Below are 25,544 nucleotides of genomic sequence, written 5' to 3'. Positions count from 1 at the left end.
CTTCCCAAAATGGTGGAGAGGGCTGGATTCGAACCAGCGTACTCGTAAGAGGGCAGATTTACAGTCTGCTGCCATTAACCACTCGGCCACCTCTCCGCAGGGAACCCCAGATTATAGTAAAGCACCCTTTGAGTGTCAACTATGGAAATCGATTTCTTCTAAATATTTCTTAGTTTTTTTCAATTTCCCCGTCGAATCGCCATCGGGCCCGGCCGGAATCGGGAAAAAGCGCAAATACACTTCACCGGCCAAGGCGCGAGATGATATCAGAAACGCGTCTCGCGTGCAGCTCTTAGAAAACCATCGAGTATCGGCGTGCAATCCAGCAATTGCGGACCGCCAGCGCGATGGAATTCCGGATGCCATTGCAAACCCATGACGAAAGCTGCTTTGCGGTAACGTATTGCCTCAACGATATTATCGCTTCCAGAGATCGCCTCTACCGTCAGGTCACGCCCCAAATCCCGCACTGCCTGGTGATGGATGGAATTAACCACCCATTCGTTTTGCTCGCTGCCATGGCTGTTGAACAAAGTTGCCAAAGAGGAACCCGCTGGAAATTGAATCGCATGATGCAAGCGATCGTACTCGTCGTTCACGTGCTTGATCGAGGTCGGGACGTCGGTCGCGATGTCTTGATACAAGGTGCCGCCAAAGGCCACATTGATTAACTGGCAACCGCGGCAAATCCCCAGCACCGGCTTGCCCGCTTCGATAAATTCATGCAGCAGCTCCAGCTCGTACATGTCACGCACCCGGTCGCCGCCCCATTCCGGCCGGGTGGCGGCTTGTGCATAACTTTGCGGCGAAACGTCGGCGCCGCCTTGCAGCACCAGGCCGTCCAGATGCTTGGCGTAATCGCGCAGCCGGATTGAACTAGGGTGGACCAGGCCGTTGGTGTTGACGGTAGGAATCATGAACACCAGCACATTGCGCGACATGACCCACTGCGCGATCGACTCCTCCAGATATTGCAGAGTCCGCCCGCGCAAGCCTTTGGCGCCCTCTTCCGGATGAAATATCCGCGCTGAAATGCCGATCTTCAAGGTCCGTTGCATCATGCGCCGGCCAGCCTTGTCCGACAGCGCGCGGAAACGCGCCGCGATCAGCTTCCAGGTCTGCGGCCATGGCGGGCTATCGTCGTTGCCCGGGCCGGCCGCCCTGAAGGCGCTGGTCGCGCCAGATTGGCCGGGGTGAGAGTGGGATTCTGCCTTCACCGGTTTGGCTGCAACCGGCTCAGGAGGCGTAACTGGCTTGACCTCGGCTGCCGTATCGGGATCAGGGGCCGGGCGTACAGGATCGTTTGATTGGGGGTCTTTGGAGTCAGACATAGATGTCAAAAATTGTCAGGAATAAAAAATTGAGGAAGTACTGCTAGCATGTCCGCTGCAAGCAAAAATAATGCCCTGGCGCCGGACTTGATCCAAATCAGTTCGCCAAAGTATAGACTTGATTCTTGTGTGAGCATTGTTTTCAATATCAGTTCATCTTACGTTACCCATTTTTACCATTTAGCCCGCAACCACCATCGCTCGCCATGACCAAATCACCGCAAATCCTGATCCTGTACGCGCATCCGACGCCGCATCATTCGCGCGCCAACCGGCGACTGGCGGAAGCCGCCGCCAAAGTACCTAACGTACTGGTACACGATCTGTATGAGCTGTACCCGGATTTTCATATCCCGGTGCGGCGCGAACAGGCGCTGGTGGCGCAAGCCGACCTGATCGTGTTTCAACATCCGGTGCAGTGGTACAGCATGCCGGCGCTGCTGAAACAATGGGTGGATTGCGTATTTACCCCCGGCTGGGCTTATGGCCCGGGCGGTAATGCCCTGCACGGCAAGGATTTCTGGCTGGTCGCCACCACCGGCGGCTCGCATCATTCGTACCAGGCAGAGGGCCATAATCTGTTTCCCTTCTCGGCTTTCCTGCCGCCGTTCCAGCAAACCGCGCAGTTGTGCGGCATGCGCTGGCTGCCACCGCATCTGCTGTTTGGCGCCCACCAGGTCAACCAGCAAACCCTGGCGGCGCACATCGAGTTCTATCGAAAACGCCTAGCGAGTTACCCGAACTGGCCGGAATTGCTGACAACAGAAACATCGACATCGACATCGACATCGCTCACAGGCAGCTAGAACTCATGGAACATAATCTCTTATTCAATGGCTTGATATATCTGGCTGCGGCGGTCGCAGCGGTGCCGATTGCCAAGCGGCTGGGCCTGGGTGCGGTGCTGGGTTATCTGCTGGCCGGCATGGCCATCGGCCCTTGGGGCTTGCGCCTGATCGACAATGTCGAAGACATCCTGCATTTCTCCGAATTCGGCGTGGTGCTGCTGCTGTTCATGATCGGCCTCGAACTCGAGCCGAAACGCCTATGGTCACTGCGGCGCTCGATTTTCGGCTGGGGCACGGCCCAGGTGGCGATGGTTTCGCTGGCGCTGTTCGGCGCTGCCGTGGCCGTCGGCGTCGACTGGAAAACCGCGCTGATCGCTGCGCTCGGCATGTCGCTGTCGTCCACCGCGATCGCCCTGGCAACCATCAACGAACGCAAGTTAACCGGCACTCCCGCCGGCCAGGCCGGCTTCGCCATTCTGCTGTTCCAGGACATCGCCGCCATCCCCATGATTGCCATCGTGCCGGTGCTCGGCGTCGCCGCGGCCCACGGCAGCGGCGAAGGCTGGATCGGCGGCTTGAAGGTGGTGGCGGTGATCGCCACGCTGATCATCGGCGGCCGCTATCTGATCCGCCCTCTGATCCGCATGATCGCCCGTACCGGACTGCGCGAAATCTTCACCGCGTTCGCGCTATTGCTGGTGATTGCCATCGGCCTGCTGATGGAATCGGTAGGCATGTCGATGGCGTTGGGCAGCTTCCTGGCCGGCGTACTGCTGGCCGATTCGGAATATCGGCACGCGCTGGAAACCGATCTGGAACCGTTCAAAGGTTTGCTGCTGGGCCTGTTCTTTATCGCGGTCGGCATGTCGGTCGACTTCGGCCTGCTGCTGACCCAGCCCTGGCTGATTCTGGGCCTGGTGGCGGGATTCCTGACGATCAAGCTGATCGTTCTGTACCTGCTCAGCAAAGTATTCCGGATCGAGCGCGGCCAGCAATTCCTGTTTGCGGCCTTGCTGTCGCAAGGCGGCGAGTTCGCCTTCGTGGTGTTCGGCGCAGCCGCCACCGCCCGTGTATTTTCCCAGGAAACCTCATCGATCCTGGTGGTCGTGATTGCGCTGTCGATGGTCACCACGCCGCTGCTGCTGGTACTGTATGACAAAGTTATCGCGCCCTATTTCCTGACTGCGCAGAAACGTCCGGACGATGAAATCGACGACAATGAAAATCCAGTCATCATCGCCGGCTTTGGCCGCTTCGGACAGATTATCGGCCGTCTGCTGCACGCAAATAAAATTGGCTTGACTGTGCTCGACCATAGCCCTGATCAGATCGATCTGCTGCGAAAATTCGGTTTCAAGGTGTTCTATGGCGACGCCACCCGCATGGATCTGATGCGCGCCGCCGGCATCGCCAAGGCGCGTTTGCTGGTGGTGGCGCTGGATGACATCGAAGGCAGCCTGAAGCTGGTGGCGGCAGTACGCCACGTATTTCCCGACCTGCCGATCGTCGCGCGGGCGCGCAACGTTACCCACTATTTCGGCTTGATGGATCTGGGCGTGACTGTGATTGAACGCGAAACCTTCGAATCGGCCTTGCAACTCGGGCAGCAGGCCTTACGTACGATGGGTTTCGGCGCCTACCGGGCGCGTCAGGCCGCAATGAAATTCCGTGCCCACAACCTGCAAACCCTGCACGATATGTATCCGCATCAAAAAGACCAGCAGCAAATCGTCTCGATTGCCAAAAAGGCGCGCGAAGAACTGGAAGAAATGTTTGCCCACGACCGCATCTTGCGCGAAGACATGCCGGCCAGCGGCTGGGACGATGAAGTATTGCCGCTGGATCAAACCATTACACAGGAGCCAAGATGATCACGATTTATCACAATCCGCGCTGTTCGAAATCACGCGAGGCGTTAGCCCTCGCCGAACAATTCAGCAGCGAGAAAAAAATCAAACTGGAAGTCGTCGACTATCAAAAAACCCCGTTGACGCTAGCCCAGTTGCAAACCCTGCAGCGGCAGTTGGGCTGCCCGGCCAGCGCCATGGTGCGCGACAATGAAGCCGAATACGCAGAGCTCAATCTGGCCCAGGCCGATGATGCAACGCTGCTGCAAGCGGTGGCGGCACATCCTAAGCTGTTGCAGCGGCCGGTCGTGGTGTATGGCAACCGTGCGGTGATTGCGCGGGCACCGGGCGTGTTTAATGAACTGTTGGATACCTAAAGCAGCCGGACCAGCAGAAACAACACGGTCGACAGCAAAATTGTGGAAGCGAACGGCAAGGAGAATTTCTTGCCGAACAGGGTAAACCGAAGGTCGCCGGGCAAGCGCCCCAGGCCGAGTTTTTCCAGCCAGGGCAAGGCGCTGGAAAACACGATGACGGCGACGAAAATCACCAGCATCCAGCGAATCATGCTGTGCTTTCAGAGCGGCGACTCATAGGCAACTCACGGGAACTCATAGGCGGTGGCTGCGATCATGGCGGGCAAAGCGCTCAGGCAACTCAGCATGGACGCCAACCGCCAGCACCTTGAACAACTCGCCCATCTCAGCCGGCGACACCAGCTTGTGCAAGGCATTGGCTTGCGGCAGATAGGCTAAAGCGTGCTCCGGCGAGGTGCGCAGCAATAGTTTGCCGATCCCGGCCTCCAGCAAGAAGGCAGCCTGGCTGCTATAACCCAGCACCTCCAAGCCGCTGTCAAGGGCGGCGACTGCCATCGCGGTGAAATCAACGTGGGCGGTGACATCTTGCAAACCCGGCAGATAAAACGGATCGGGATGGGCGTGATGACGGTAGTGACACATCAACGTGCCTTGATCGCGTTGCTGCAAATAATATTCTGCGGCGGGAAAACCGTAGTCGAAAAACAGCGCGATAGCGCCCTGGCCCGCCTTTAGCATGGCGCCCAGCGAGCGCATGAAACCGATCGCCACCGGATGCACTTCGGTCAGATGGCCTACTGTCAGCGACTCCGCATCGGGGATTTGTGCGATCAGCGCCGGTTCAGCGGGGCGATCGATGTAGATAAATTGACCATCTTCGCCATCCGTACCTGAAGCCGCCAGGCCGACCCCGCGCTGCAGCCAGCCTTGCGCACCGCGCAACACCAACTCCACCGGCATCGCATCCAGTACTTCATTGCCGATCACCACTCCGGAAAAAGCCTCGGGCAAACGATCCAGCCACTGTACTTGCGGAAACGCTCGCAATTTCAGCTGCTGGCGGGCCCGCAGTTCGGCCGATAATTCAACGATGTAATACGCTTGCGGCATAGCGGCGCCATGCTTGCCGGCGGCCAGGTCGGTGGCCAAGTGGGTGGACAATTCAGTCAGGATGTCATAAGCCAGTTGGCCGCTGCCGGCGCCGAACTCCAGGATCTGCGGCTGTAGAGCGGGTGACGAAAGCAGCAATTCCGTTGTCAAACGGGCCAAAGTCGCGCCAAAAAGCGGCGTAATCTCGGGCGCGGTTGTAAAATCACCGTCTTTGCCCAATTTCGCCGCGCCGCCGCTGTAATAACCAAGATCCGGCGCGTACAGCAGCAGTTCCATATAACGCGCGAATGAAATCCAGCCATGTTGGCGGCGGATTTCAGTGGCGATCAGATTGTGTAACAGGCGCGATGCGCGCTGTGCTTCGACCGAAGCTTCGGGTAATTGCAGTTGCATGGCGCTATTGTAGAAGATAACGCCGGCGCTGAAGCATGCGAAGGCAGTGAAAGAACGCAGAAAGAATACAAATGGCGCCTGGCTGCATCGCCCGGAAAATTCCGTTCGGCAGATTTATTATTTACCAATTATTTGTTATTAGCTCATTTATATTAGTTTAACTATCCGTACATGATCATGCGTACTACAGTTGCCCCAACCGTTGCCCTTGTCACCGACGCCGCCAGCCCGGTCGGCCGTGCCATTGCGCTGGCGCTGGCGCAACAGGGCTGGCGTCTGGCGCTGCATTATCAGGATGACAGCGCGCCGGCAGCGCTCTTGGCACTGCTGCAGGAATGCCAGGCGCTGGGAACCGAGGCCGTCGCCATCCAGTGCAATTTAAGCAAGGAAACCGAGATCCATCAGTTGCTGCCGCGCGTGGCGCAAGAATTCGGCGGCATCGGCGGCGTCGGCTGTATCGTCAACAACGCCAGCCACGTTGAACCAGACAGTGCCCTCGATTTTTCCGCCGCCGGCCTGGAACGCCACCTGCAAAGCAATCTGACCGCCCCCATCCTGCTGACGCAGGCGCTGTACGCCGCCACCCTCAAGAGCGAAGGCGCGCAAGCGGTAGTCATCAATCTGCTGGATCAAAAGCTATTCAATCCGCAAGCGGATTTCCTCTCCTATACGCTATCCAAGGCGGCGCTGCACAGCGCTACCGCCTTGCTGGCGAAGGCATATGCACCGCAGTTGCGGGTAGTAGGGATCGCGCCGTCACTGGCGGCGTCACTACAGACATCAATGGCAACAGCGGACCCGCAACCAACGTTGCCGGCAGCTCTGGACGACATTGCGGCGGCAGTCTGTTTTGCCGCCTCCTCCTCCGCCATTACCGGCAGTACACTAGTGGTCGATGGCGGCCAACATCTGTATCCTCACCCACGGGATCAGCTCGCCGTTCACGGCCAGTCGTCCCAATCTCACTGAAAACACCATGCTCTCTGCACTCATCCACCCCGACCTTAGCGATTGCCGTCGCCTGTTCCTGCGCGACTATGAAGTGCAGATCAATATCGGCGTCTACGAATCTGAAAAACAAGGCACGCAGCGCGCGCTGATCAATGTCGACCTGTTTGTGCCCTTGGCTTTATCAACGCCCACCAAAGATCATGTGGATGACGTGCTGGATTACAATTTCATGCGCAATACCGTAGCAAAGCGCATGGCGCAAGGCCATATCCATTTGCAGGAAACCTTGTGCGATGACCTCGCCAACGCCCTGCTGCTGCATCCGAGGGTGCGCGCGGTACGGGTATCCTCTGAGAAACCTGACGCCTATCCTGATTGCCGCTCGGTCGGGGTCGAAGTGTTTCGGATCAAACCGAAAGCTTGAGGCAGAATCACCATGAGTGTCACCATGAATGAGCTATTGAAACAGGAAGTCCCTATGCAAGACCAATTACTAACGCCGCCAGCGGCGGCCAGCGAAGCCGCTGTGAGCGCGCCAAGCCAGAAGAGCGTCGAGAAAATCGCCCACGAAAACAATAAGCTGCATAAGCGCCTGTGCCGCCAGGTCGGCCAGGCGATCGGCGATTTCAACATGATCGAAGACGGCGACAAAGTGATGGTCTGCCTGTCCGGTGGCAAGGACAGTTATGCCTTGCTGGATATCCTGATGACCTTGCGTGAACGGGCGCCGATCAATTTCGAGATCGTCGCGGTCAACCTGGATCAGAAGCAGCCGAATTTCCCCGACCACATCCTGCCGGCATATCTGGAGAAACTGGGGGTTGCCTACCATATCGAAAACCAGGATACCTACAGCATCGTCAAGCGTTTGATCCCGGAAGGCAAAACCACCTGTTCACTGTGCTCACGCCTGCGGCGCGGCATTTTGTATCGGGTCGCTACCGAGCTGGGCGCGACCAAGGTCGCACTCGGCCACCATCGCGACGACATCATGGAAACCTTCTTCCTCAACATGTTCTTCGGCGGCAAGCTGAAGAGCATGCCGGCCAAACTGCAATCGGACGACGGCAAACAAATCGTGATCCGGCCGCTGGCCTACGTCAAGGAAGTCGACCTCAGCCGCTATGCCGAGGTCAAGCAATTTCCCATCATTCCTTGTGATCTGTGCGGCAGCCAGGAAAACCTGCAACGCAAGCAGATCAAGGGCATGCTGCGTGACTGGGAAAAGAAATTCCCGGGCCGGGTAGAAAATATTTTCTCCTCGCTGTCGACGGTAGCGCCGTCACATCTGATGGACCGCAATCTGTTCGGCTTCACCGGATTGAAAGCCAGCGGCATTGCCGATCCCAACGGCGATATCGCTTTTGACGATGATCCTTGCTCAACGCCTGTAACCGTCGCCAGCATTATTCCTTTACGGGCTGCAGACTGATCCATCGGAATCCCAGCCGGGCTATATAATCGAAACGGACCAGCGTCGAAACGGACCAGCGGCGATCAGGCGCAATCGGCCGTGTCCAGCTGAATACGCACGGCGATATTGCGCCACCGCACAGTCGGCAACTTATCAGGAGAAGCGCAATGGCAGGGTCCTATGTACTCAAGAAGTCAGTGGATGGACAGTTCTATTTCCTGCTCTGCTCTAGCAACGGCGAAGTGGTGTTGAACAGTGAAATGTACGTCGCCAAGGCCTCCGCCGAAAATGGCATCGCCTCGGTCCAGAGCAACAGCACCCAGGACGATCGCTACAGCCGCAACCAGGCTTCCAACGGTAGATTCTATTTCAACCTGAAAGCAGCGAATCATCAGGTCATCGGCAGTAGCCAGATGTACAACACCACCAGCGCACGCGACGCCGGTATCGATGCGGTCAAGAAAAACGGCCCCAGCACCGATATCACAGATGAAGCCTGACCGCTTGCCGGCGGGACAAGCGGCAAAGTCGAATTGCAAGCATTTGTAAGCCCTGTATTCATTCCGTACGGCAAACCGTTTAATACCCAGGATCTTTTTCTGGAGACATAAATGAACCGTCGTCGTTTGCAACGTTATCTTGTATTGTCAGCCGTGGCAGCGGCCACCGTTTCGCTGGCTGGCTGCGTAGTCGAACCGCCGCGCACCCGAGTTGAATACCGCGAAGTCAAAGTGGTGCAAGCGCCGCCGGCGCCGCTGGTGGAAGCCGTGCCACCGGCGCCCTATCCGGATTCTTACTGGATCGCGGGCCATTGGAAGTGGGAGAACAACCGCTACGTCTGGAATAACGGTCATTGGGAGCAATCGCGGCAAAACATGGTTTTCCAGCACGCTTACTGGAACAACGAGGGCGGCCAATGGATCTTCCATCCTGGTCGCTGGGTCCAGATCAACAACACCTATAGCGCCCCGCCTGTCGTAATCAATGTGGCGCCGCCGCCGCCACGGGTCGAAATCATCGCTCCCGCGCCTAGCCCCAACCACGTCTGGATAGGCGGTTACTGGCGCTGGAACAATGGCCAGCACGAATGGGTCAACGGCCATTGGGAAGCGCGCCGCGACGGGTATTTCTGGGCGCCGGGACATTGGGTCCGCAATGGCAACAGCTGGTCGTTCTCGGGCGGCTTCTGGCAGCGCTATTAATCCTGCTCAAGTTCGCACAACTCAAGTTCGTACAATATAAGCAGCGCATCGCCTCAACGCCGTAAACCCGGCCTTGAGGCGGATTCTTTTGTTGCCATATATGCAGCATGGACGCTGAATTTAGAGCGGCCGCGCGTGATAAAATTTGCCACCTATTTTCTATCTATCGACTATGAACGTTGTCATTCTCGCTGCCGGCATGGGCAAGCGCATGCAGTCCGCGCTGCCGAAAGTGTTGCATCCGTTGGCGGGCAAACCGCTGCTATCGCATGTGATCAGTGCGGCGCGCGCCCTGTCTCCCACCACCTTGTGCGTCATCTACGGTCATGGCGGCGACGCCGTACCGCGCTCTCTGGCAGCTGCCGACCTGGTGTTTGCCAAGCAAGAACCGCAACTCGGCACCGGTCACGCGGTCGCGCAGGCTGCTTCACATCTGGACGACGCGGTGCCTACGCTGGTGCTCTACGGCGATGTGCCGCTGATCGCCAGCAGCACGCTGCAACGTTTGATCGATAGCGCCGGCAACGACAAACTGGCAGTCCTGACGGTAGACCTGCCTGACCCGACCGGTTATGGCCGCATCGTCCGCGAGCATGGCCAGATCGTCAGCATCGTCGAGCAAAAAGACGCGACGCCGGAACAACGCGCAATTCGCGAATGCAATACCGGCATCATGGTGGCGCCAACCGTGCAGCTCAAGCAATGGCTGGCCGGCCTGTCCAACAACAATGCTCAGGGCGAATACTATCTGACCGATATCGTCGCCAGCGCCGTCGCCGACGGCACGCCGGTGGTGTCGGCCCAGCCCGACGCCAACGCGGAAACGCTGGGCGTCAACAGCAAGGTGCAACTGGCCGAACTGGAACGCATCCATCAACGCAATATCGCTGAACGCTTGCTGGAACAGGGCGTTACCCTGCTCGACCCGGCGCGTCTGGACGTGCGCGGCGTGCTCAAATGCGGCCGCGATGTGAGCATCGATATCGGCTGCATCTTCGAAGGCGAGGTCAGCATAGAAGACGGCGCCGTGATCGGCGCGCATTGCGTCATCAAGAATGCCCGTATCGGCCGCGACGCCAACATCAAACCGTTCTGCCATATCGAAGATGCGGTGGTCGGCGCCGCTTCTCAGATCGGGCCTTACGCGCGCCTGCGTCCCGGCACCGAACTGGGTGAAGACGTCCATATCGGCAATTTCGTCGAGGTAAAGAACAGTCAGGTCGCAGCCCACAGCAAAGCCAATCACCTGGCCTATGTCGGCGACGCCACGGTGGGATCGCGCGTGAATATCGGCGCCGGCACCATTACCTGCAACTACGACGGCGCCAACAAATTCCGCACTATTATCGAAGACGACGCCTTTATCGGCAGCGACAGCCAACTGGTGGCGCCGGTGCGGGTAGGCAAAGGCGCGACCCTGGGCGCCGGCACCACGCTGACCAAGGATGCGCCGGAAGGCAAGCTGACCGTCTCGCGTGCGCGCCAGATCACTATCGACGGCTGGCAACGGCCGGTCAAGATCAAGAAGTAAGCAAGATACTTAAGCAAACTAAACAGGCAAGAGCGATGAACACCGGTTACGACCGGTGTTTTCTTTTATACGGCCAGCCGTGTATCGAACTTGCTGCGGTAAATCGAAAAATACGTCCGCACATTGCGCACGTTCTTTTGTGCGGCAAACAACTGGTGCGCCAGCGCATGGTAGGCCGCCATATCCGCCACTTGCACCACCAGCACGAAATCCGGTCCCGGCGACACCCGATAACATTGCAACAGCGCCGCTTCATTCGCCACCAGCGCTTCAAACTCCAGCAACCGTTCCGCCGCCTGGTTATCCAGCGTGACTTCGACAATCGCGGTCAAGCCGGCGCCGACCTTGTCGGGCGCCACGATCGCCACCTGGCGCAGGATGACGCCGGCGTCGGTCAGGCGCTTGACCCGTCGCAAACAAGTCGGCGCCGACGCATGCACCTGCTGCGCCAGCTGATGGTTGGTTTGCACAGCATCGGCCTGCAAGGCATTCAAAATCCTTTTATCCAGCTCATCGAGAACGATATCCATGGGCAATATGCAATTTATTAGATAAATTAAAGTATAAATGAAATAATATTCCACATGATTTATAACATGAAATATTCAATCAAATACTACTTGATTTAGTAATCATATTTCATGAGCGCTGACCTAAGATACGTCCATTCACCTAATCAATGAGGAAAGCCATGTGCGGAATCGTCGCAGCAGTTGCCCAGATTAACGTCACCCCCATCCTGCTGGAAGGATTGAAGCGGCTCGAATACCGCGGTTACGATTCCTGCGGCGTCGCCTTGCATATAGACGGCAAATTGCAGCGTTCGCGCAGCACTTCGCGGGTGGTGGATCTGGAAGCGCAAGTCGAAAAAGCCCATTTGTCGGGTTTTACCGGAATTGCGCACACCCGCTGGGCAACCCACGGCGCACCGGCAACCCACAACGCCCACCCGCATTTTTCGCGTGACCGCATCGCCCTGGTCCACAACGGCATTATCGAAAACCACGACGAACTGCGCGCTGAACTGCAAGCCGCCGGCTACAAATTCGAAAGCCAGACCGACACCGAGGTGATCGCCCATCTGGTCGATCATATGTACAACGGCGACCTGTTCGCCACCGTGCAACAAGCCGTGCGACGCCTGACCGGCGCCTACGCAATTGCCGTGTTCTGCGTCGACGAACCGCACCGCGTAGTCGCCGCCCGCCAGGGTTCGCCATTGATCGTCGGCGTTGGCCAGGGCCAGAATTTCGTCGCCTCGGACGCCATGGCGCTGGCCGGTACCACGGATCAGATCATTTACCTGGAAGAAGGCGACGTGGTCGACCTGCAATTGCAGCGCGTCTGGATCGTCGACGCCGCCGGCAAAGCCGTCGAACGCGAAGTCAAAACCGTGCATGCCTACACCAGCGCAGTCGAACTGGGTCCGTACCAGCATTACATGCAAAAGGAAATTTTCGAACAACCGCGGGCGATTGCCAATACCTTGGAGGGTGTCACCGGCATCATGCCGGAACTGTTCGGCGACGGCGCCTTCAATGTTTTCAAGAAAATTGATTCAGTCCTGATCCTGGCTTGCGGCACCAGCTACTACGCAGGCCTTACAGCCAAATACTGGATCGAATCGATCGCCAGGATTCCGGTCAACGTCGAGATCGCCAGCGAATACCGCTACCGCGACAGCGTGCCGAATCCAAACTCGCTGGTAGTCACCATCTCGCAAAGCGGCGAGACCGCCGACACGCTGGCCGCGCTCAAACATGCCAGGGCGCTAGGCATGCTACATACGCTGACCATCTGCAATGTCGCCACCAGCGCCATGGTGCGCGAATGCGCGCTGGCTTACATCACGCGCGCCGGCGTCGAAGTCGGCGTCGCCTCGACCAAAGCCTTCACCACCCAGCTGGTCGCGCTATTCCTGCTGGCGCTGGCACTGGCGCAAAGCAAGGGCCGCCTCAGCGACGAAGAAGAAGCCGCCCACCTGAAAGCCATGCGCCACCTGCCCGCCGCACTGCAAAGCGTGCTGGCGCTGGAACCGCACATCGTAGCCTGGGCCGAAGCCTTCGCGCGCAAGGAAAACGCCCTGTTCCTCGGGCGCGGCATCCACTATCCGATCGCGCTCGAAGGCGCATTGAAGCTCAAGGAAATCACCTACATCCACGCCGAAGCCTACGCCGCCGGAGAACTCAAACACGGGCCGCTGGCGCTGGTCACCGAAGAAATGCCGGTGGTTACGGTCGCGCCTAACGATGCGCTGATCGAAAAATTGAAATCGAACATGCAAGAAGTGCGCGCCCGCGGCGGCCAGCTTTATGTCTTTGCGGATGCTGACTCACACATCAAATCGAGCGAGGGCGTGCATGTGATCCGGCTGCCGGAAAACTACGGGCTGTTGTCGCCTATCTTGCACGTAGTGCCGCTGCAATTACTGGCGTATCACACGGCGTTGGCGCGCGGGACGGATGTGGATAAGCCGCGGAATCTGGCTAAGTCGGTTACTGTGGAGTGATGCTCAAACATCTCGCCTACTGATGCTCACAAACAATAAAGTCCGTCGGGTGGCAATAAAGTCTGTCGGGATCGTTAAGTGCCACAGTAGATGAGATTTTTGCCGGGGTACCTAAGACTAAACAGTGGTTGGTCTAATACCATTGAATATATCTGCCCGCAACTAACTGTTGCCGTACATCGGCCATTGCAGCGAAAAATTGATGACCTCCTATCCGAGCCCAATAATTCTGGACAATAGATCTGCAACCAAGCATGGGGAAAGCCGACTTTAAGTTTGGACGTCAAGTTTGATTGCGCTTCTGACTCAATTCCGTTGGTGTTTAAATGCTAAACATGAATACGCATTTTCATTTAAGTATGAACATCTATGTGCATTCGCGCCATGCGCTCACTTTGGAAAGAAGAAGATCAGGTATAGCAGTCAGAAGGTACATCGTCGAAGCCTCTACCTCTCGTCCATTTTTACTGAAAAACTTTATCGCTCGGATTCTTCATCCGAGCCTTAAGTTCGGGGTTTAATGGAAAATTCAAATTGGTTCCGAGTGGTGGAATTGGATTTTGAAACCACTTGTAATACACCTTTTCAAAGACGCCTGATGACATCATCTCTGACAACGTTTGATCAACAAATTCCTTGAATTCTGTATCGTCCTTCGGAAGGATAAGTCCGTAATAGGTAATCTCGTAGGATTCAGGCAAAAACTTATAGGCGTCAGGGGTGCGAGAGAAGGCCTTTTTACCGGCAAGAAGGATGTCATCTTCCATAAAAGCGACGACACGGTTAAAGCTAAGCATCGACATGGACTCGTCATGATCCTTGGCCTGTAAGATTTTGAGATCAAGGTGTTCCTTTTCGTTTGCCTCCTTTGCAAAAGAGGCAGCATTGGAGCCTTGAGTTACGACAACCGCCTTTCCTTTAAGTCCCGGTGCACCATTGATCTCGGACGATTTTTTTACCATCCACTTAGGCTGACTCACGAATGTGGTGACAGAAAACGCGACCGCCTTTTGCCGTTGAAGATTATTGACAGTACTGCCGCACTCCATATCGATGAAGCCGTTTTTTACCGAAGAAATCCGATTGGAAGAATTGACGACGATGTATTTAACGGAGAGCTGCGGAAGTCCCAATTTTTTTTTGAGATGCTCCACAATATTGGCACACAAGTCTATCGAGAAGCCGACCGGCTTCATGCTGGCATCAAGATACGAAAACGGGAGCGAGGAGTCTCGATACCCAAGCACAATTTCCTTGCGATCCCTGATTCTATCCAATGTGGTGGACGCTGCCGTCGCAGTACAGGTAGCAGCAAACACGACCACTCCGAACACCAAGAAAATTGCGATACGACTCATGACTCTCTCCTAGATACGAATTTATTTCTTCGGCCACCAACACGGTCGATCGCTTTGGCTCCAACACTACTAGTGCTATGCCAATCACAAACAGATCCCCATCCAGAGGCATGTCGCACCCTTTAACATTAGCCAAAGCGTCTGCTGCCTTGATCGAAACTTCTTCCACAATATCGAAATAGTCATTGAGCGAATACTTCCAGTCAATCGACCAGACGATCTAAGTGTTTGCATCGATTTCCGACCTTACTTTCTCGCCATGGCGTAGAAAGTCGTAATTTCTCAAATATTTCGTTACTACATTGGTTAGGTCAGAAATTCTAGAATCAACAAGGATGCAATCGAAATGGTCGGAGGCGTCTCAGTTTTTCTGATGAGTACAGCCAGGCTGCGACGAAAAATGAAAATCCAAAAAATACGGCAGGCTATATGCCAAATGCTTTCCAACCGGTGTTTTAGCCTTTATATTCCATGGCGAAAGCCACACATTTTTTTGCCAAAATTTCTGTGGGGTCAATAATCTCAACAGTAGTTCCGAATACCGGGAAAGACCCAGTGGAACTTAAAATAAGTGGTAATTCAGTGCAACCAAGAATCACGGCCCTGGCACCACGTTTTGCCAGATGTTCCAGCACAGCGCAAAGATCCTCTCTGCAAGATCCTTCGATAAATCCCGCCTTAATACCTTCTTCGCCATAGATAGCATTCATGACCCTTGACTGGTGATCTTCATCGGGTATGAGAAGTTCTATACGAGCGTTGGCCGCGGCTTCGTGATAGACGCCGCTGCGGACTGTACCAGTGGTGGCCATCAATCCGACAATGGCGTCCCTAGGCAGATTCTTCTGAATATGTTCCACCGCTGCCGTCAACATGTTCACGACAGGAATACTAAGATAGGGCTGTATGCGCTCTACAAATGCATGTGCGGTATTACATGGAATGGCGATGATGTCTGCATCCGCCGCTTCAAGTCTTTTGCAAGTCGAGTAAAGAGAAATTGTTGGGTCGGCTCCGTCACCAATCAGGTTTGCCGTACGATCGGGGATTTGCGGATTTTGTTCGACGACTACCTTGATGTGGTCCTGGTCTCGCTCAGCCGGTGTGTTCCGCACAATCTTGGTCATGAAATCCACGGTGGCTGCTGGGCCAATACCACCAACAACACCGATCTTGAATTGCTTTTTGCTAGACGAACCACCATGATTAACGGCGTAGTTTGCGTAGACCAGATTTGAATCGATGACAGGTAGCCCCATTTCGGTCAGGGCATCGACAATGATAGGAATTTCAGTAAAGCCAGGCACAATCAGATCCGCACCTTGCGCCAGCAGATCTTGGCATGCTTTAGCCAACAACTCCAGCGACGCGCCTTTCATAAAGCCCATTTTGAGTCCATCTGGACGATAAATGGCCGGCATGACACATTCTTTCTGAACTTGGTCGCTGGGATATATCAAATCACAGCCATCATCGACAAAATGACGTTCAAATAGATTTTTTTCCCTTACAAAATCGGATGTAAGGATGCCCAGACGTCGTGCTTCGGGATGCTTGCGAGATATAAATTCCCGGAGAGCATCCATGATGCTCACGATGGGAACTTTGACTTCAGCCCGCAGTTCCTCAATGAATGTATGACTGATAAAGCAAGGCAGAATGACCCCATTCAAACCTCGATCTTCAAAACGACGGATCGTATCGAACACATACAGCTTGCGACCATTCTGGAGTGCCAGTCTTTCTCCTGGAGCGTCGCCTTCAGCAAACGGCAGCTGCTCGAAGATAAACTCGGGCTGCTCGGCGCCATATCTAGTTGGCGCCGCCTTAACCATTTTGAAGAAAATATCAGCAGCACCTAGAGCGCCGAGTCCACCGACAATGCCGTAGCGAAGTTTGCGGAATTCTTCCATATGTATCTCCTGCGATGCAAAAATGGAGCTCGAAACAAAGAAAGCCCCTAAGTAATTAGAGATGAAATTGGGCTATAAATCAGAACAACATTAAGATACTAATGTCGACTCGCGTGATCGAGCAGTTTCGCCAGGCAGGCGTTGCCCCAGAGATTCTCGGGCAACATCCTTTTCGGGTGTCTCCGGGCCAAGTTTCCCTTCCCATTTGGCGATAATAGCTGTTGCCAAGCTGTTACCAACCACGTTAGTTGCCGTACGGCCCATGTCAAGGAATACGTCGATTCCCATAATCAGCAACAAGGCGCTTTCTGGTAATCCGAACAGGGGCAGTGTCGCCGCTACCACAACCAAAGAAGCGCGCGATACGCCGGCCATCCCCTTGCTACTGACCATCAACACCAAAAGCATGATGAACTGAGTAGACAAGGACATCTCGATGCCGTAGGCATGAATAATGAAAATCATCGCGAACGCCTGGTACATCATCGAACCATCAAGGTTAAATGCATAACCCATCGGTAAGACGAATCCGCTAACCTCTCGCTTCACTCCGAACTTATCCAGTTGCTCCAGAGTTTTGGGATAAGCAGCTTCGCTGCTGGCGGTCGAAAACGCAATCAAGATTGGCTCTTTGATTAAGCCAAGGAGCCTAAATACGCGCTTCTTGAGGAAGAAATACCCCGCTGCGATGAGAACTAGCCAGAGAGAGGCTAACCCGACGTAAAAGCTGCTGACCAGGGCCGCGTAGGTAGACAACACGGCCAATCCCTGTACGGTGATGGCTGCAGCCACGGCGGCAAAAACGCCAAGAGGCGCTGCCAGCATAACGTAGTCAGTCACCTTGATCATCACGTGGACGAGGCCATTAACGATATCCACGATCAAATCCCTAGCCGTCCCTTTGACTGTATTAAGTGCAAATCCAAAAAACAGGGAAAAAATGACGATCTGCAGTACTTCGTTACCACTCATCGCCTCGACGATACTCTTGGGAAAAATGTTGACAATAAACGTCTTGAAATTCAGGGACGCAGTCTTAAGATTCGTCACGACGCCTACTTCCGGCAACGGCAAATGCATGCTAAGACCAGGATGTAGCAGGTGCGCAAAACAAAATCCAAGCAAGAGCGAAACGAAAGAAGCCGTAACAAACCATCCTAAGGCTTTAATTCCAATCCGCCCGACCGCTTTGCCATCCCCCACACTGGTGATCCCAGCAACCAAGGTTGCGAAGACGAGAGGGGCAATGATCATTTTGACCATACGCAGAAAAATATCCGCCAAGACGGAGAAGTAGGCAGCGATCTCCTTTGCGGCCTTAGCATCTGGTGCCGCTAAATTACACGCGTATCCGACGACAACACCCAGTACGAGTGCAAGAAAAATCCATGTTGTTAATTTATTTAATTTCAAAATCTGTCTCCTCTTAAATTTAATCCCAACTGTGTTGCCGCAAGCCCTATGCTGCGAATACGACCGGCGGACGAGGCTGGGTGAGCACTTCAGGCTTCAGAATCTCTTTGAGCTGAGCTTCGGAAAGCAAGCCCTTTGCAAGCACCAAGTCGTAAACGCTTTCATTATTCAAAAGTGCTTCTTGGGCAATCCTGGTGGCGTTGTCGTAACCGATGTAAGGGTTCAGTGCAGTAACCAGACCGATGGAGCTCTCAACATTGCGGCGAAGCATTTCGCGATTTGCAGTGATCCCGTCGATGCACAGTTCCGCCAACACCAGGCAACCTGCGCGCAGATGCTTAACGCTCTTGAATAGGCTATGTGCAATGATGGGTTCGAAGGCGTTGAGTTGGAGTTGGCCGGCTTCAGCTGCAAACGAAATGGTCACATCGTTTCCGATGACCTCAAATGCTATCTGGTTGACTACCTCCGGAATGACTGGATTTACCTTGCCGGGCATGATGGAGGAACCTGCTTGCCGCGCCGGCAGATTGATCTCGCCGAATCCGGCGCGAGGACCCGATGAGAGCAAGCGCAGGTCGTTGCAAATCTTGGAAAGCTTCACCGCGATACGCTTCAAAACTCCCGAGACTTGGACAAAGCTGCCGCAATCTTGTGTCGCCTCCACCAGATTGGGAGAAGTAACAACGGGAATTGTGGAAATCTCAGCCAATCGTCGGCAGACAAGAGCGGCATAATCAGGATGCGCGTTGATACCCGTGCCGATAGCGGTGGCACCGAGATTGATTTCGCAAATGAGCAATGATGCTTCACGCAGGCGCTCGATATCTTCGCCGAGCATGACCGCGTAAGTTGAAAACTCTTGCCCCAAAGTCATCGGCACAGCGTCTTGCAGCTGAGTCCGCCCCATCTTCAGAACATCCGCAAACTCTGCAGCCTTGCCAGCAAAGCTTTTACGCAGCATTTCCATAGCATCAATGAGGCTGTAAATTCCTCGATAGCCAGCAAGACGCAACGCTGTCGGATACACGTCATTAGTGGATTGACTCATGTTGACGTGCTCGTTCGGGTGCAACCAGCTGTAGTCACCCTTGGTGAATCCTTCCAGTTCGATAGCACGATTGGCGATTACTTCATTGGCGTTCATGTTGGTCGATGTGCCGGCGCCCCCCTGAATGACGTCTACGACAAACTGATCGTGCAACTTACCGTGCCTGATCTCCTGGCATGCCGCTGCAATAGCCTGGGCGCGCTTTTCATCCAGCAGCCCCAACTTGAAATTGGCATCGGATGCAGCTTCCTTAATATCCGCCAACGCCCTGATCAATTCTGGATAGGCAGACACTTGAGTGCCTGAAATTGGAAAATTCTCAATAGCACGTACTGTGTGTACTCCGTAGTACGCAACTGCAGGAACGGCGAGATCGCCAAGAAGGTCGTGCTCAATGCGTTCAGTGATGGGCTGCATAGTAAGGTCTCCAAATTTGGGATCTCCATGCTATTGGAACGTTCGCGAGTTACCTACAAGTCATTCACTTTTTGCATAACGTACCACTGAAATTGGAATACACTGCCCTCTGCGTCCGTTGTTAACTCTTGTAAATAGGCGGAAAGCAAACTGCTGGCCAAATTATTGGCCTACTTGAATAGGCCGCCTTATGCAAATTAAGTGGATTGAAGATTTTTTGAGTCTGAGCGAAGCTGGCGCATTTTCTCGAGCTGCCGGGTCGCGCAATGTGTCTCAGCCGACGTTGAGCCGACACATCCAATCTTTGGAGGATTGGTTAGGCGCGGAACTGATTGATCGCCGGTCGCAAGGGGTTACGCTGACACCTGCCGGCCGATTATTCCGGAACTTCGCCGCGGACATGCTGCGTCGGACTTACGAAATGCGCACTATTTTGCGTGGTCAAACGATGGTTGGCATGGATACGGTACGCTTCTCCGTTACTCACACTTTAGCCTCTACCTTCTTTCCTCGATGGCTTAAACAGCTAAAAACTGCTCTCGGTCCAGTGACAGTACGGGTCGGCGCTGTTAACATCCAGGATGGCGCAGCGGCGCTCATCGAAGGAGTAACAGACTTACTGCTTATCTATCATCACCCTCAATTACCTGTATTACTCGACCCCACCCGCTACCCGCATTTGGTCCTGGCCAACGATCGAATGCTTCCATTGTCGGCACCTGACGAGAAGGGCCGTCCGCTCTATAAACTTCCTGGTAAACCGGAAGCCGCGGTACCTTTTCTCGCATACTCTCCCGGTACGTATCTCGCCCACGTTGTCGAAATGATTCTCCTTAGTGTCGGCCAGCGCTGCTATTTCGAACGCTCCTTTGATACACATATGGCCCTGGCGTTGAAGGCGATGGTCATTGACGGACATGGCCTTGGTTGGTTGCCGGAAAGCTGTGCGGAAAGAGAAATTTCCGAAGGAAAACTGGTTCCTGCAGGAATTTCCCAATGGAATGGCATCTTGGAAGTCCGACTCTATCGAGCAGCAGAAAGCAACAGCGTGACAGTAGATAAGATATGGGCTTCTTTGCTCAGCAGTGAGTCCAAGCATCTGTAGATTGCTACCGGTTTTGGTTTTTTTGCTGACTGAAATGAACGTCACCAAGGTTTGAGAGGTGGCCCCGCTTGTTGGTACCGTGTTTTAGTTTTGGCACTAGTACTTACCGATTGGGTTCACGAGGCGCGTCCTGGCGTCCAACCGCAGCTCGAAATTTTGTTCCCCGCTAGGAACTAGACCGGCCGTCAGGTATGCCAATTCCGCTAGACCGCGGCATGGACAATAGGGCAATACGCCTACAACACTCCACGACGGAAAAGTAACACTCATAGACCACTCCGCGATATGCGCATCCAGAAGCGCCATGATCGCCGACCAGAAGAAGCTCATTCCGGAAAACAAAACATAGCGCTAGCACAAATCCTTCGACTCCGCCTCTGCCTCAGTTTCATTTCTCGATGTCAACAACCGCTTTTACAAACCATCGCTGGGCCAGCAAGATGAAAATACCCGGCGGGATGACCGCAAGCAATGCTGCTGCCATGAGCAGGTTCCACTCCGGCCATTGCCCTGACTCCGCGGGAAGGAAGCTTGCCATGCCCAGCGTGACCGTACGCATATGTTCCTGGCTAGTGATCACCAGGGGCCACATGTAGTCCTTCCAGGTTGAAATGAAGGCTATTGTGCCAAGGGCCGCAAAATTGGTTTTCGACAGAGGCAAGAGTATATCGAAGAAAAACCGTAATGGACCTGTGCCGTCCACCAGCGCAGCCTCTGCCAGTTCAACCGGTATGGTCTGGTAAAACTGCAGGAAAAGGAAGGTGCCGGTAGCTGATGCAATCAATGGCAAGGACAAACCGGCATAGGTGTCCAGCAAGTTCAGCGAGGAGGTGATTTTGATGCCCGCGACATTTGCGACAAATTCATCCAGACCGGTCAATTGAAGAATAGTTTGGAGCGGTTCGAAAAGATTGGAAGCCACTGCATATGTGGGAATGATGCGCACCTCAAGCGGCATCAGCAAGGTGGCAAATACGGTCCAGAAAATCAGCGGCTTGAAAGGCGATCGGAAATACACGACTGCGAAGGCAGTGATTGCTGAAAGCAGCAGTTTGCCGATCACTACCGCGCTTGCCACCATCAGACTGTTGAACAACTGCCGACCGATATCACTACGCTGCGCAACTGCCTGCAAGTTGCCGATCAAATCAGGGCCTGGCAGCAATGCGGCGCCGTGGCTTAACAGCTGCTGATTCGGCACTGAGGCTGAACACAGCACCAAATATAAAGGTCCCAGTGAAAACAACAGGCCGAGAGCCAGTACGGCATATACCAGGCAGGTAAGGAAGGGGCGAGCTTCGATCATGCCTTATTTTCCATAGCGCGTGCGCGCCCCGAAGAATCGGAATTGCAGCATAGTCAACAAGGCGATACAGATCATCATGATGACCGAGAGCGTCGATGACCTTGATAAATCCATCCCGACGAATCCGTCTGAAAAAATCTGATATACGAGAATATTGGTGGCTCTTCCCGGCCCGCCTTGCGTTAAGGTGTCGACCAGGCCGAAACTGTGCGTGAATGCCTCGATAACGTTGACGACGGCGGCAAAGAAGATGAATGGCACGATCAGCGGCAACTGGATATCGACGAACCTGCGGATCGGCCCGGCGCCATCTATCGCTGCAGCCGCAAGATAGTCGTCAGGCACGGATTGCAGAGCAGCCGCGAAAATCACGAAATTGAACGGCACCTGGGTCCAGGCGAAGGCGGCTATCAACATGCACATGGCTTCGCTGCTATTGATATATGGCGCCCATGATCCCGGGATGATGTCGTTGAGAAACGACATTGCTCCAACCACCGGGTTCATCGCGAACTTGAAGATGACCCCGAGCACGGCAGCGGCAATCGCGTACGGCCAGATAAAGGCGTGCCGGAAAAATCTTGCGCCGCGCAGATTCAACTCAGTGCAGCCGGCCAGAACAAGCGCGATGACAATCGCCATTCCGACGCTGCTGGCGGTAAAAATGAATGTGGCTTGCAACGAAGCATAGAAACTCTCATCGCTAAGAATCCGCCGATAATTTTCCAGGCCCACAAAGACCGAGCCGTTGCCGAATGGCCGCACCAGATAAACGGACCAGCCGATCGCCTTGCAGGCGGGCCAAAGGAAAAACAAGAATACGATCGCCAATTGCGGCGCTGCGAGTATGAGCGGCATCCAGCGGCGGGAAAACATTGCTCTTGACTTCATCACATGCTCCGTATTACATGCTGCATTCCAGCTATGGCAGCGTTGCTCCCGCATAGGTTTCTTCAAACCTTCTCAGCAAAATATCCCCGCGGCTCTTTGCTCTGTCGAGAGCACTCTTCATGCTCTGTCGGCCAGCGAATGCATTTTCTACCTCTTCCCTCCAGGCATGCCGGAATTGCGTAGAAAATCCAAGCCGCGCTCCCGGACTGTAGGCATTGCCTGGAAGGCTCATGGAGCTGATGCCAACCAGCGCCGGCGCCAACGAGTCCGCCGCTCCGTTCTGCTGTAATACCCGGACGGCCTCTCGCGTCACCGGAACATAGCCTGTCCGCCGGGCAAACGCAATCTGGCTCGACGGCTGCCGGAGGTAGGAAAAGAATGCTGCGACAGCGGCATAAACCTGGGTGTCATACCCCTTCATGACCCACAGCGAGGCGCCGCCGGGCACGCTGTTGCGGCGCAAGGTGCCGGCATACGCCGGGATTGGGCTGACGCCGACATTGGCGATGCCGCTGGTACGGATCGCGCTCCAGGCGCTAGTTGCATCGATCGCCATCGCGCATTCGCCGTTCGCGAAAGCCAGCGTCTGGCTGCCGGTGCGGGTCGCAGCAGCATCAATCAGAAGGCGCTGCTGCCGCCAGCGCATGACATCCTCCATGAAACGCAGAGGCATGCCTGTGTTGAACACATACTTTGCATTGAGCCCTCCGTGTCCGTTATTCTGGGTAGCCAGAGGCGCTCCTTGGACCGCAGCGATCTGTTCCAGCATGATCCAGGGATTGTAATCGCTCACGGCTGGGCAGGATTGCCCGGCCGCCTTGAGTTTTTCCGCTGCCGCCTGGAACGCCTCCCAGGTTTGAGGTGCGGTAGTTACACCAGCCGCTGCGAGCTGCGCCGTATTGGTATAAAGCGCAGCCGTCGAAATGTTGAAAGGAAGCGAATACAGATTCCCGGCCGATGTCGCATAGTAGCTGCGCACTGCATCGATGTAATCTTGCCAGTCGACCGGATCGTCTGCCTGGTTTGCTTCTTGCATCAATTGGAACACCGGATAGACGGCCCCACTCAGCATCATGTCGAGAGTACCGACATCGTAGATTTCCACCACAGCCGGCTGCTTACCGGCACGATACGCCGCTATCGTTTTTTGCATCGTCTGTTCGTAGGTGCCCGGTGACGTGCAGCGCACCCGATGCCGGCGTTGTGAGGCGTTAAAGCCATCGCAAAGAGATTTGATGGCGTCGGCGATGGGACCGCCGGTATGGGCATACCAGAAATCGAAGCTGGCGGCTTTGCTGGCTGGCCATGCCAGCGTTAAAGCGCATAGCAAGCCGAGCCGGAGCATGGAGCGTTTCAATTTGGCACGCGGGTGCTGTCGCGTACCACCAGGCTGGTCGGGAAAATCCGTTGCACCAGGCCGGCAGGAGCGCGCTTTTCAATACAATCGAGCAGGATCCGCACCGCATGCTCAGACATCTCATACATCGGCACGTTGACGCTGGTCAGCGACGGTATGCTGAAATCGTCGTAGCGCATGTTATCGAAGCCAACCACGCTGATATCGCCGGGCACATGCAAGCCGAGATCGTGCAGCGCCTTGAGTGCGCCCAGCGCCATCCTGTCATTGCCGAGGAAAATGGCGTCGGGTCTCTGCCTTGCGCTGCATAACTGTTTGGCAGCCCGATATCCGCCATCCAGCGACCAGTCGCCGGACGCAACCCATTCCGACCTGAGCGGCAAGCCATGCTTGTCCAAGCCGTCCAGGTATCCTAGATAGCGCGCTTCGCTGGAGGTAGTGACAGCCTGGTCGCGCATTACCTCGGACGAATGCTCTTTGAGCGGCCCTGTCACGAAAGCGATGCGCCGGCAGCCTGCTTGCGCCAGATGATCGACCACCGACAAAGCGGCCAGCCGGTCTGATTGAGCGACATGGTGGAACTGCGGATCGGCCATGCCGTAAATCACGCATGGAAATCCCATGCGCTGCAACTCGCTCAGCACTGGATGGCCGGCCACGGTCACCATTGCAATCAAGCCATCGATCCGGCCTGCCAAAAAAAGATCGCGCACATAGGCCAGGGACGCCGCATCGTCGCTCATCAGATTACGTTGCAAAAGCGTGTAGCCGACGCGATCCGCAGCCCGCGTCAACGCCTGCAGCACGTTGTTGTAATGGGTATCCTGGATCCGCTCCGACCGCTCATCGTAGGACGAACCGTTGAACATCACGCATGCCAGCGTCTTGGTAGAGATATTGCGCAAGGAACGCGCAGCAACGTTTGGAATGAAGTTCAGCGCGTTGATGGCGGCTTGCACCAGCTCGCGGGTCTTAGGTGCAACTTTTTCAGGGTGATTCAATACCAGCGATACCGTCTGAAAACTGACTCCCGCCATCTTGGCAACGTCTTTGATGGTTAACCTGGCCATGTTCCGATCCGGATATTAATCGGCATGCGTATTGCCTTTTGTTTCATGTTTTATGGAAGTTTCCGCCATGCGGCGCAGTAAAAATTGCCTTACCAGCATGCCTGCATGGCCGATAAAAAGTACGCGAATAATATATCAAGTGCATGCAATCCGACGGAAATGATTTTTCTTCGAAATGCTGCTTCTTGTAATGAAGGCGTAACAAAAGCAGCTCAGAATCCGCCCCTGATTAGAACGTTCCAATAGCTTGAGGTTCGAGCTTGGATAGCA

General features: G+C 55.0%; 23 protein-coding genes and 1 tRNA gene. 11 read left to right on the top strand and 13 right to left on the bottom strand.

The features are described 5' to 3' along the window. Positions 1-10 precede the first annotated feature (10 nt). Together VNZ60_RS18785 and VNZ60_RS18780 are read right to left on the bottom strand one after the other, a co-directional pair. Positions 11-96: transfer RNA gene (locus VNZ60_RS18785), tRNA-Tyr, on the bottom strand. A gap of 170 nt (positions 97-266) precedes the next feature. Further along, positions 267-1,331 carry a gamma-glutamyl-gamma-aminobutyrate hydrolase family protein gene (locus VNZ60_RS18780; RefSeq protein WP_325661810.1) on the bottom strand — a complete coding sequence of 355 codons (1,065 nt, stop codon included), beginning with the start codon at positions 1,329-1,331 and terminating at the stop codon, positions 267-269. A 206-nt stretch (positions 1,332-1,537) separates the two neighbouring features. Between VNZ60_RS18780 and kefF the strand changes: the two genes are divergently transcribed. The 3 genes from kefF to arsC are packed head-to-tail and all read left to right on the top strand — an operon-like array spanning position 1,538 to position 4,343. Next, entirely contained in the window at positions 1,538-2,137 is a 600-nt protein-coding gene (gene kefF, locus VNZ60_RS18775) for a glutathione-regulated potassium-efflux system oxidoreductase KefF (RefSeq protein ID WP_325661808.1), read from the top strand. 5 nt (positions 2,138-2,142) lie between these two features. After that, complete coding sequence (kefC, locus tag VNZ60_RS18770) at positions 2,143-3,990, top strand: glutathione-regulated potassium-efflux system protein KefC (RefSeq protein ID WP_325661806.1); 1,848 nt, start codon at positions 2,143-2,145, stop codon at positions 3,988-3,990. Beyond that, positions 3,987-4,343, top strand: a complete 357-nt coding sequence (gene arsC / locus VNZ60_RS18765) for an arsenate reductase (glutaredoxin) (RefSeq protein WP_325661804.1) — start codon at positions 3,987-3,989, stop codon at positions 4,341-4,343. Before kefC ends, arsC begins: the two co-directional genes overlap by 4 nt. Here the strand turns inward: arsC and VNZ60_RS18760 are convergent. Together VNZ60_RS18760 and VNZ60_RS18755 are read right to left on the bottom strand one after the other, a co-directional pair. Further along, positions 4,340-4,534, bottom strand: a complete 195-nt coding sequence (locus tag VNZ60_RS18760) for a DUF2905 domain-containing protein (protein WP_211460620.1) — start codon at positions 4,532-4,534, stop codon at positions 4,340-4,342. The genes arsC and VNZ60_RS18760 overlap by 4 nt on opposite strands. Before the next feature lie 43 nt (positions 4,535-4,577). After that, positions 4,578-5,786 (bottom strand): class I SAM-dependent methyltransferase, encoded by a 1,209-nt coding sequence (locus VNZ60_RS18755; protein ID WP_325661801.1) that lies wholly within the window; start codon positions 5,784-5,786, stop codon positions 4,578-4,580. A 177-nt stretch (positions 5,787-5,963) separates the two neighbouring features. On the opposite strand from VNZ60_RS18755, the gene VNZ60_RS18750 reads away from it, so the two are divergent. The 6 genes from VNZ60_RS18750 (at position 5,964) to glmU (ending at position 10,884) form a co-directional block, all read left to right on the top strand. After that, entirely contained in the window at positions 5,964-6,755 is a 792-nt protein-coding gene (locus tag VNZ60_RS18750; RefSeq protein ID WP_325661799.1) for an SDR family oxidoreductase, read from the top strand. A gap of 7 nt (positions 6,756-6,762) precedes the next feature. Continuing rightward, entirely contained in the window at positions 6,763-7,161 is a 399-nt protein-coding gene (locus VNZ60_RS18745) for a dihydroneopterin aldolase (RefSeq protein WP_098495063.1), read from the top strand. Between the two features lie 54 nt (positions 7,162-7,215). Continuing rightward, positions 7,216-8,169 (top strand): tRNA 2-thiocytidine(32) synthetase TtcA, encoded by a 954-nt coding sequence (gene ttcA / locus VNZ60_RS18740; RefSeq protein WP_325661813.1) that lies wholly within the window; start codon positions 7,216-7,218, stop codon positions 8,167-8,169. Between the two features lie 149 nt (positions 8,170-8,318). Beyond that, positions 8,319-8,651 carry a YegP family protein gene (locus tag VNZ60_RS18735; RefSeq protein WP_325661795.1) on the top strand — a complete coding sequence of 111 codons (333 nt, stop codon included), beginning with the start codon at positions 8,319-8,321 and terminating at the stop codon, positions 8,649-8,651. A gap of 111 nt (positions 8,652-8,762) precedes the next feature. Further along, complete coding sequence (locus tag VNZ60_RS18730; RefSeq protein ID WP_325661793.1) at positions 8,763-9,353, top strand: hypothetical protein; 591 nt, start codon at positions 8,763-8,765, stop codon at positions 9,351-9,353. Between the two features lie 172 nt (positions 9,354-9,525). After that, positions 9,526-10,884, top strand: coding sequence for a bifunctional UDP-N-acetylglucosamine diphosphorylase/glucosamine-1-phosphate N-acetyltransferase GlmU (gene glmU, locus VNZ60_RS18725; protein ID WP_325661791.1), 1,359 nt, complete (start codon positions 9,526-9,528; stop codon positions 10,882-10,884). 65 nt (positions 10,885-10,949) lie between these two features. On the opposite strand, the gene VNZ60_RS18720 is transcribed toward glmU, so the two are convergent. Beyond that, positions 10,950-11,414: an Lrp/AsnC family transcriptional regulator gene (locus VNZ60_RS18720; protein WP_325661790.1), complete on the bottom strand. Its 465-nt coding sequence runs from the start codon at positions 11,412-11,414 to the stop codon at positions 10,950-10,952. Positions 11,415-11,575: 161 nt separating this feature from the next. On the opposite strand from VNZ60_RS18720, the gene glmS reads away from it, so the two are divergent. Continuing rightward, positions 11,576-13,393, top strand: coding sequence for a glutamine--fructose-6-phosphate transaminase (isomerizing) (gene glmS / locus VNZ60_RS18715; RefSeq protein WP_325661788.1), 1,818 nt, complete (start codon positions 11,576-11,578; stop codon positions 13,391-13,393). A gap of 464 nt (positions 13,394-13,857) precedes the next feature. On the opposite strand, the gene VNZ60_RS18710 is transcribed toward glmS, so the two are convergent. From VNZ60_RS18710 to aspA, 4 genes are all read right to left on the bottom strand, one after another. Then, a complete protein-coding gene (locus VNZ60_RS18710; protein WP_325661786.1) occupies positions 13,858-14,751 on the bottom strand; it encodes an amino acid ABC transporter substrate-binding protein in 894 nt (297 codons plus the stop codon). A gap of 455 nt (positions 14,752-15,206) precedes the next feature. Next, positions 15,207-16,664: a cysteate racemase gene (gene cuyB, locus VNZ60_RS18705; protein ID WP_325661784.1), complete on the bottom strand. Its 1,458-nt coding sequence runs from the start codon at positions 16,662-16,664 to the stop codon at positions 15,207-15,209. 90 nt (positions 16,665-16,754) lie between these two features. Further along, a complete protein-coding gene (locus tag VNZ60_RS18700) occupies positions 16,755-18,077 on the bottom strand; it encodes a dicarboxylate/amino acid:cation symporter (protein WP_325661782.1) in 1,323 nt (440 codons plus the stop codon). A 46-nt stretch (positions 18,078-18,123) separates the two neighbouring features. Continuing rightward, positions 18,124-19,545, bottom strand: coding sequence for an aspartate ammonia-lyase (gene aspA / locus VNZ60_RS18695; protein WP_325661780.1), 1,422 nt, complete (start codon positions 19,543-19,545; stop codon positions 18,124-18,126). A 190-nt stretch (positions 19,546-19,735) separates the two neighbouring features. On the opposite strand from aspA, the gene VNZ60_RS18690 reads away from it, so the two are divergent. Beyond that, positions 19,736-20,650 carry a LysR substrate-binding domain-containing protein gene (locus VNZ60_RS18690; RefSeq protein WP_325661779.1) on the top strand — a complete coding sequence of 305 codons (915 nt, stop codon included), beginning with the start codon at positions 19,736-19,738 and terminating at the stop codon, positions 20,648-20,650. A 388-nt stretch (positions 20,651-21,038) separates the two neighbouring features. Here the strand turns inward: VNZ60_RS18690 and VNZ60_RS18685 are convergent, their stop codons facing one another. The 4 genes from VNZ60_RS18685 to VNZ60_RS18670 form a co-directional block, all read right to left on the bottom strand. Continuing rightward, complete coding sequence (locus VNZ60_RS18685; RefSeq protein WP_325661777.1) at positions 21,039-21,797, bottom strand: ABC transporter permease subunit; 759 nt, start codon at positions 21,795-21,797, stop codon at positions 21,039-21,041. 162 nt (positions 21,798-21,959) lie between these two features. Next, the gene (locus VNZ60_RS18680; protein ID WP_325661775.1) at positions 21,960-22,847 is read right to left on the bottom strand and encodes a carbohydrate ABC transporter permease; all 888 of its coding nucleotides are present in this window, start codon (positions 22,845-22,847) and stop codon (positions 21,960-21,962) included. A 31-nt stretch (positions 22,848-22,878) separates the two neighbouring features. After that, the gene (locus VNZ60_RS18675) at positions 22,879-24,192 is read right to left on the bottom strand and encodes an extracellular solute-binding protein (protein ID WP_325661774.1); all 1,314 of its coding nucleotides are present in this window, start codon (positions 24,190-24,192) and stop codon (positions 22,879-22,881) included. Between the two features lie 8 nt (positions 24,193-24,200). After that, complete coding sequence (locus tag VNZ60_RS18670; protein WP_325661772.1) at positions 24,201-25,274, bottom strand: LacI family DNA-binding transcriptional regulator; 1,074 nt, start codon at positions 25,272-25,274, stop codon at positions 24,201-24,203. Between the last annotated feature and the right edge of the window lie 270 nt (positions 25,275-25,544).

Origin of the sequence: Collimonas sp. (assembly GCF_035566375.1) — a bacterium.
GTDB lineage: Bacteria > Pseudomonadota > Gammaproteobacteria > Burkholderiales > Burkholderiaceae_D > Collimonas.
Note: the sequence above shows the minus strand (reverse complement) of the source record. Positions and strands in the feature narration are given on the sequence as shown.

Coding starts and splice junctions, on each gene's coding strand:
- VNZ60_RS18710 (WP_325661786.1), bottom strand. CDS start 14,751: ATGAGTCGTATCGCAATTTTCTTGGTGTTCGGAGTGGTCGTGTTTGCT.
- VNZ60_RS18760 (WP_211460620.1), bottom strand. CDS start 4,534: ATGATTCGCTGGATGCTGGTGATTTTCGTCGCCGTCATCGTGTTTTCC.
- VNZ60_RS18735 (WP_325661795.1), top strand. CDS start 8,319: ATGGCAGGGTCCTATGTACTCAAGAAGTCAGTGGATGGACAGTTCTAT.
- ttcA (WP_325661813.1), top strand. CDS start 7,216: ATGCAAGACCAATTACTAACGCCGCCAGCGGCGGCCAGCGAAGCCGCT.
- glmU (WP_325661791.1), top strand. CDS start 9,526: ATGAACGTTGTCATTCTCGCTGCCGGCATGGGCAAGCGCATGCAGTCC.
- glmS (WP_325661788.1), top strand. CDS start 11,576: ATGTGCGGAATCGTCGCAGCAGTTGCCCAGATTAACGTCACCCCCATC.
- VNZ60_RS18755 (WP_325661801.1), bottom strand. CDS start 5,786: ATGCAACTGCAATTACCCGAAGCTTCGGTCGAAGCACAGCGCGCATCG.
- VNZ60_RS18745 (WP_098495063.1), top strand. CDS start 6,763: ATGCTCTCTGCACTCATCCACCCCGACCTTAGCGATTGCCGTCGCCTG.
- VNZ60_RS18780 (WP_325661810.1), bottom strand. CDS start 1,331: ATGTCTGACTCCAAAGACCCCCAATCAAACGATCCTGTACGCCCGGCC.
- VNZ60_RS18680 (WP_325661775.1), bottom strand. CDS start 22,847: ATGAAGTCAAGAGCAATGTTTTCCCGCCGCTGGATGCCGCTCATACTC.
- VNZ60_RS18670 (WP_325661772.1), bottom strand. CDS start 25,274: ATGGCCAGGTTAACCATCAAAGACGTTGCCAAGATGGCGGGAGTCAGT.
- kefC (WP_325661806.1), top strand. CDS start 2,143: ATGGAACATAATCTCTTATTCAATGGCTTGATATATCTGGCTGCGGCG.
- VNZ60_RS18690 (WP_325661779.1), top strand. CDS start 19,736: ATGCAAATTAAGTGGATTGAAGATTTTTTGAGTCTGAGCGAAGCTGGC.
- aspA (WP_325661780.1), bottom strand. CDS start 19,545: ATGCAGCCCATCACTGAACGCATTGAGCACGACCTTCTTGGCGATCTC.
- kefF (WP_325661808.1), top strand. CDS start 1,538: ATGACCAAATCACCGCAAATCCTGATCCTGTACGCGCATCCGACGCCG.
- VNZ60_RS18675 (WP_325661774.1), bottom strand. CDS start 24,192: ATGCTCCGGCTCGGCTTGCTATGCGCTTTAACGCTGGCATGGCCAGCC.
- VNZ60_RS18720 (WP_325661790.1), bottom strand. CDS start 11,414: ATGGATATCGTTCTCGATGAGCTGGATAAAAGGATTTTGAATGCCTTG.
- cuyB (WP_325661784.1), bottom strand. CDS start 16,664: ATGGAAGAATTCCGCAAACTTCGCTACGGCATTGTCGGTGGACTCGGC.
- VNZ60_RS18750 (WP_325661799.1), top strand. CDS start 5,964: ATGCGTACTACAGTTGCCCCAACCGTTGCCCTTGTCACCGACGCCGCC.
- arsC (WP_325661804.1), top strand. CDS start 3,987: ATGATCACGATTTATCACAATCCGCGCTGTTCGAAATCACGCGAGGCG.
- VNZ60_RS18730 (WP_325661793.1), top strand. CDS start 8,763: ATGAACCGTCGTCGTTTGCAACGTTATCTTGTATTGTCAGCCGTGGCA.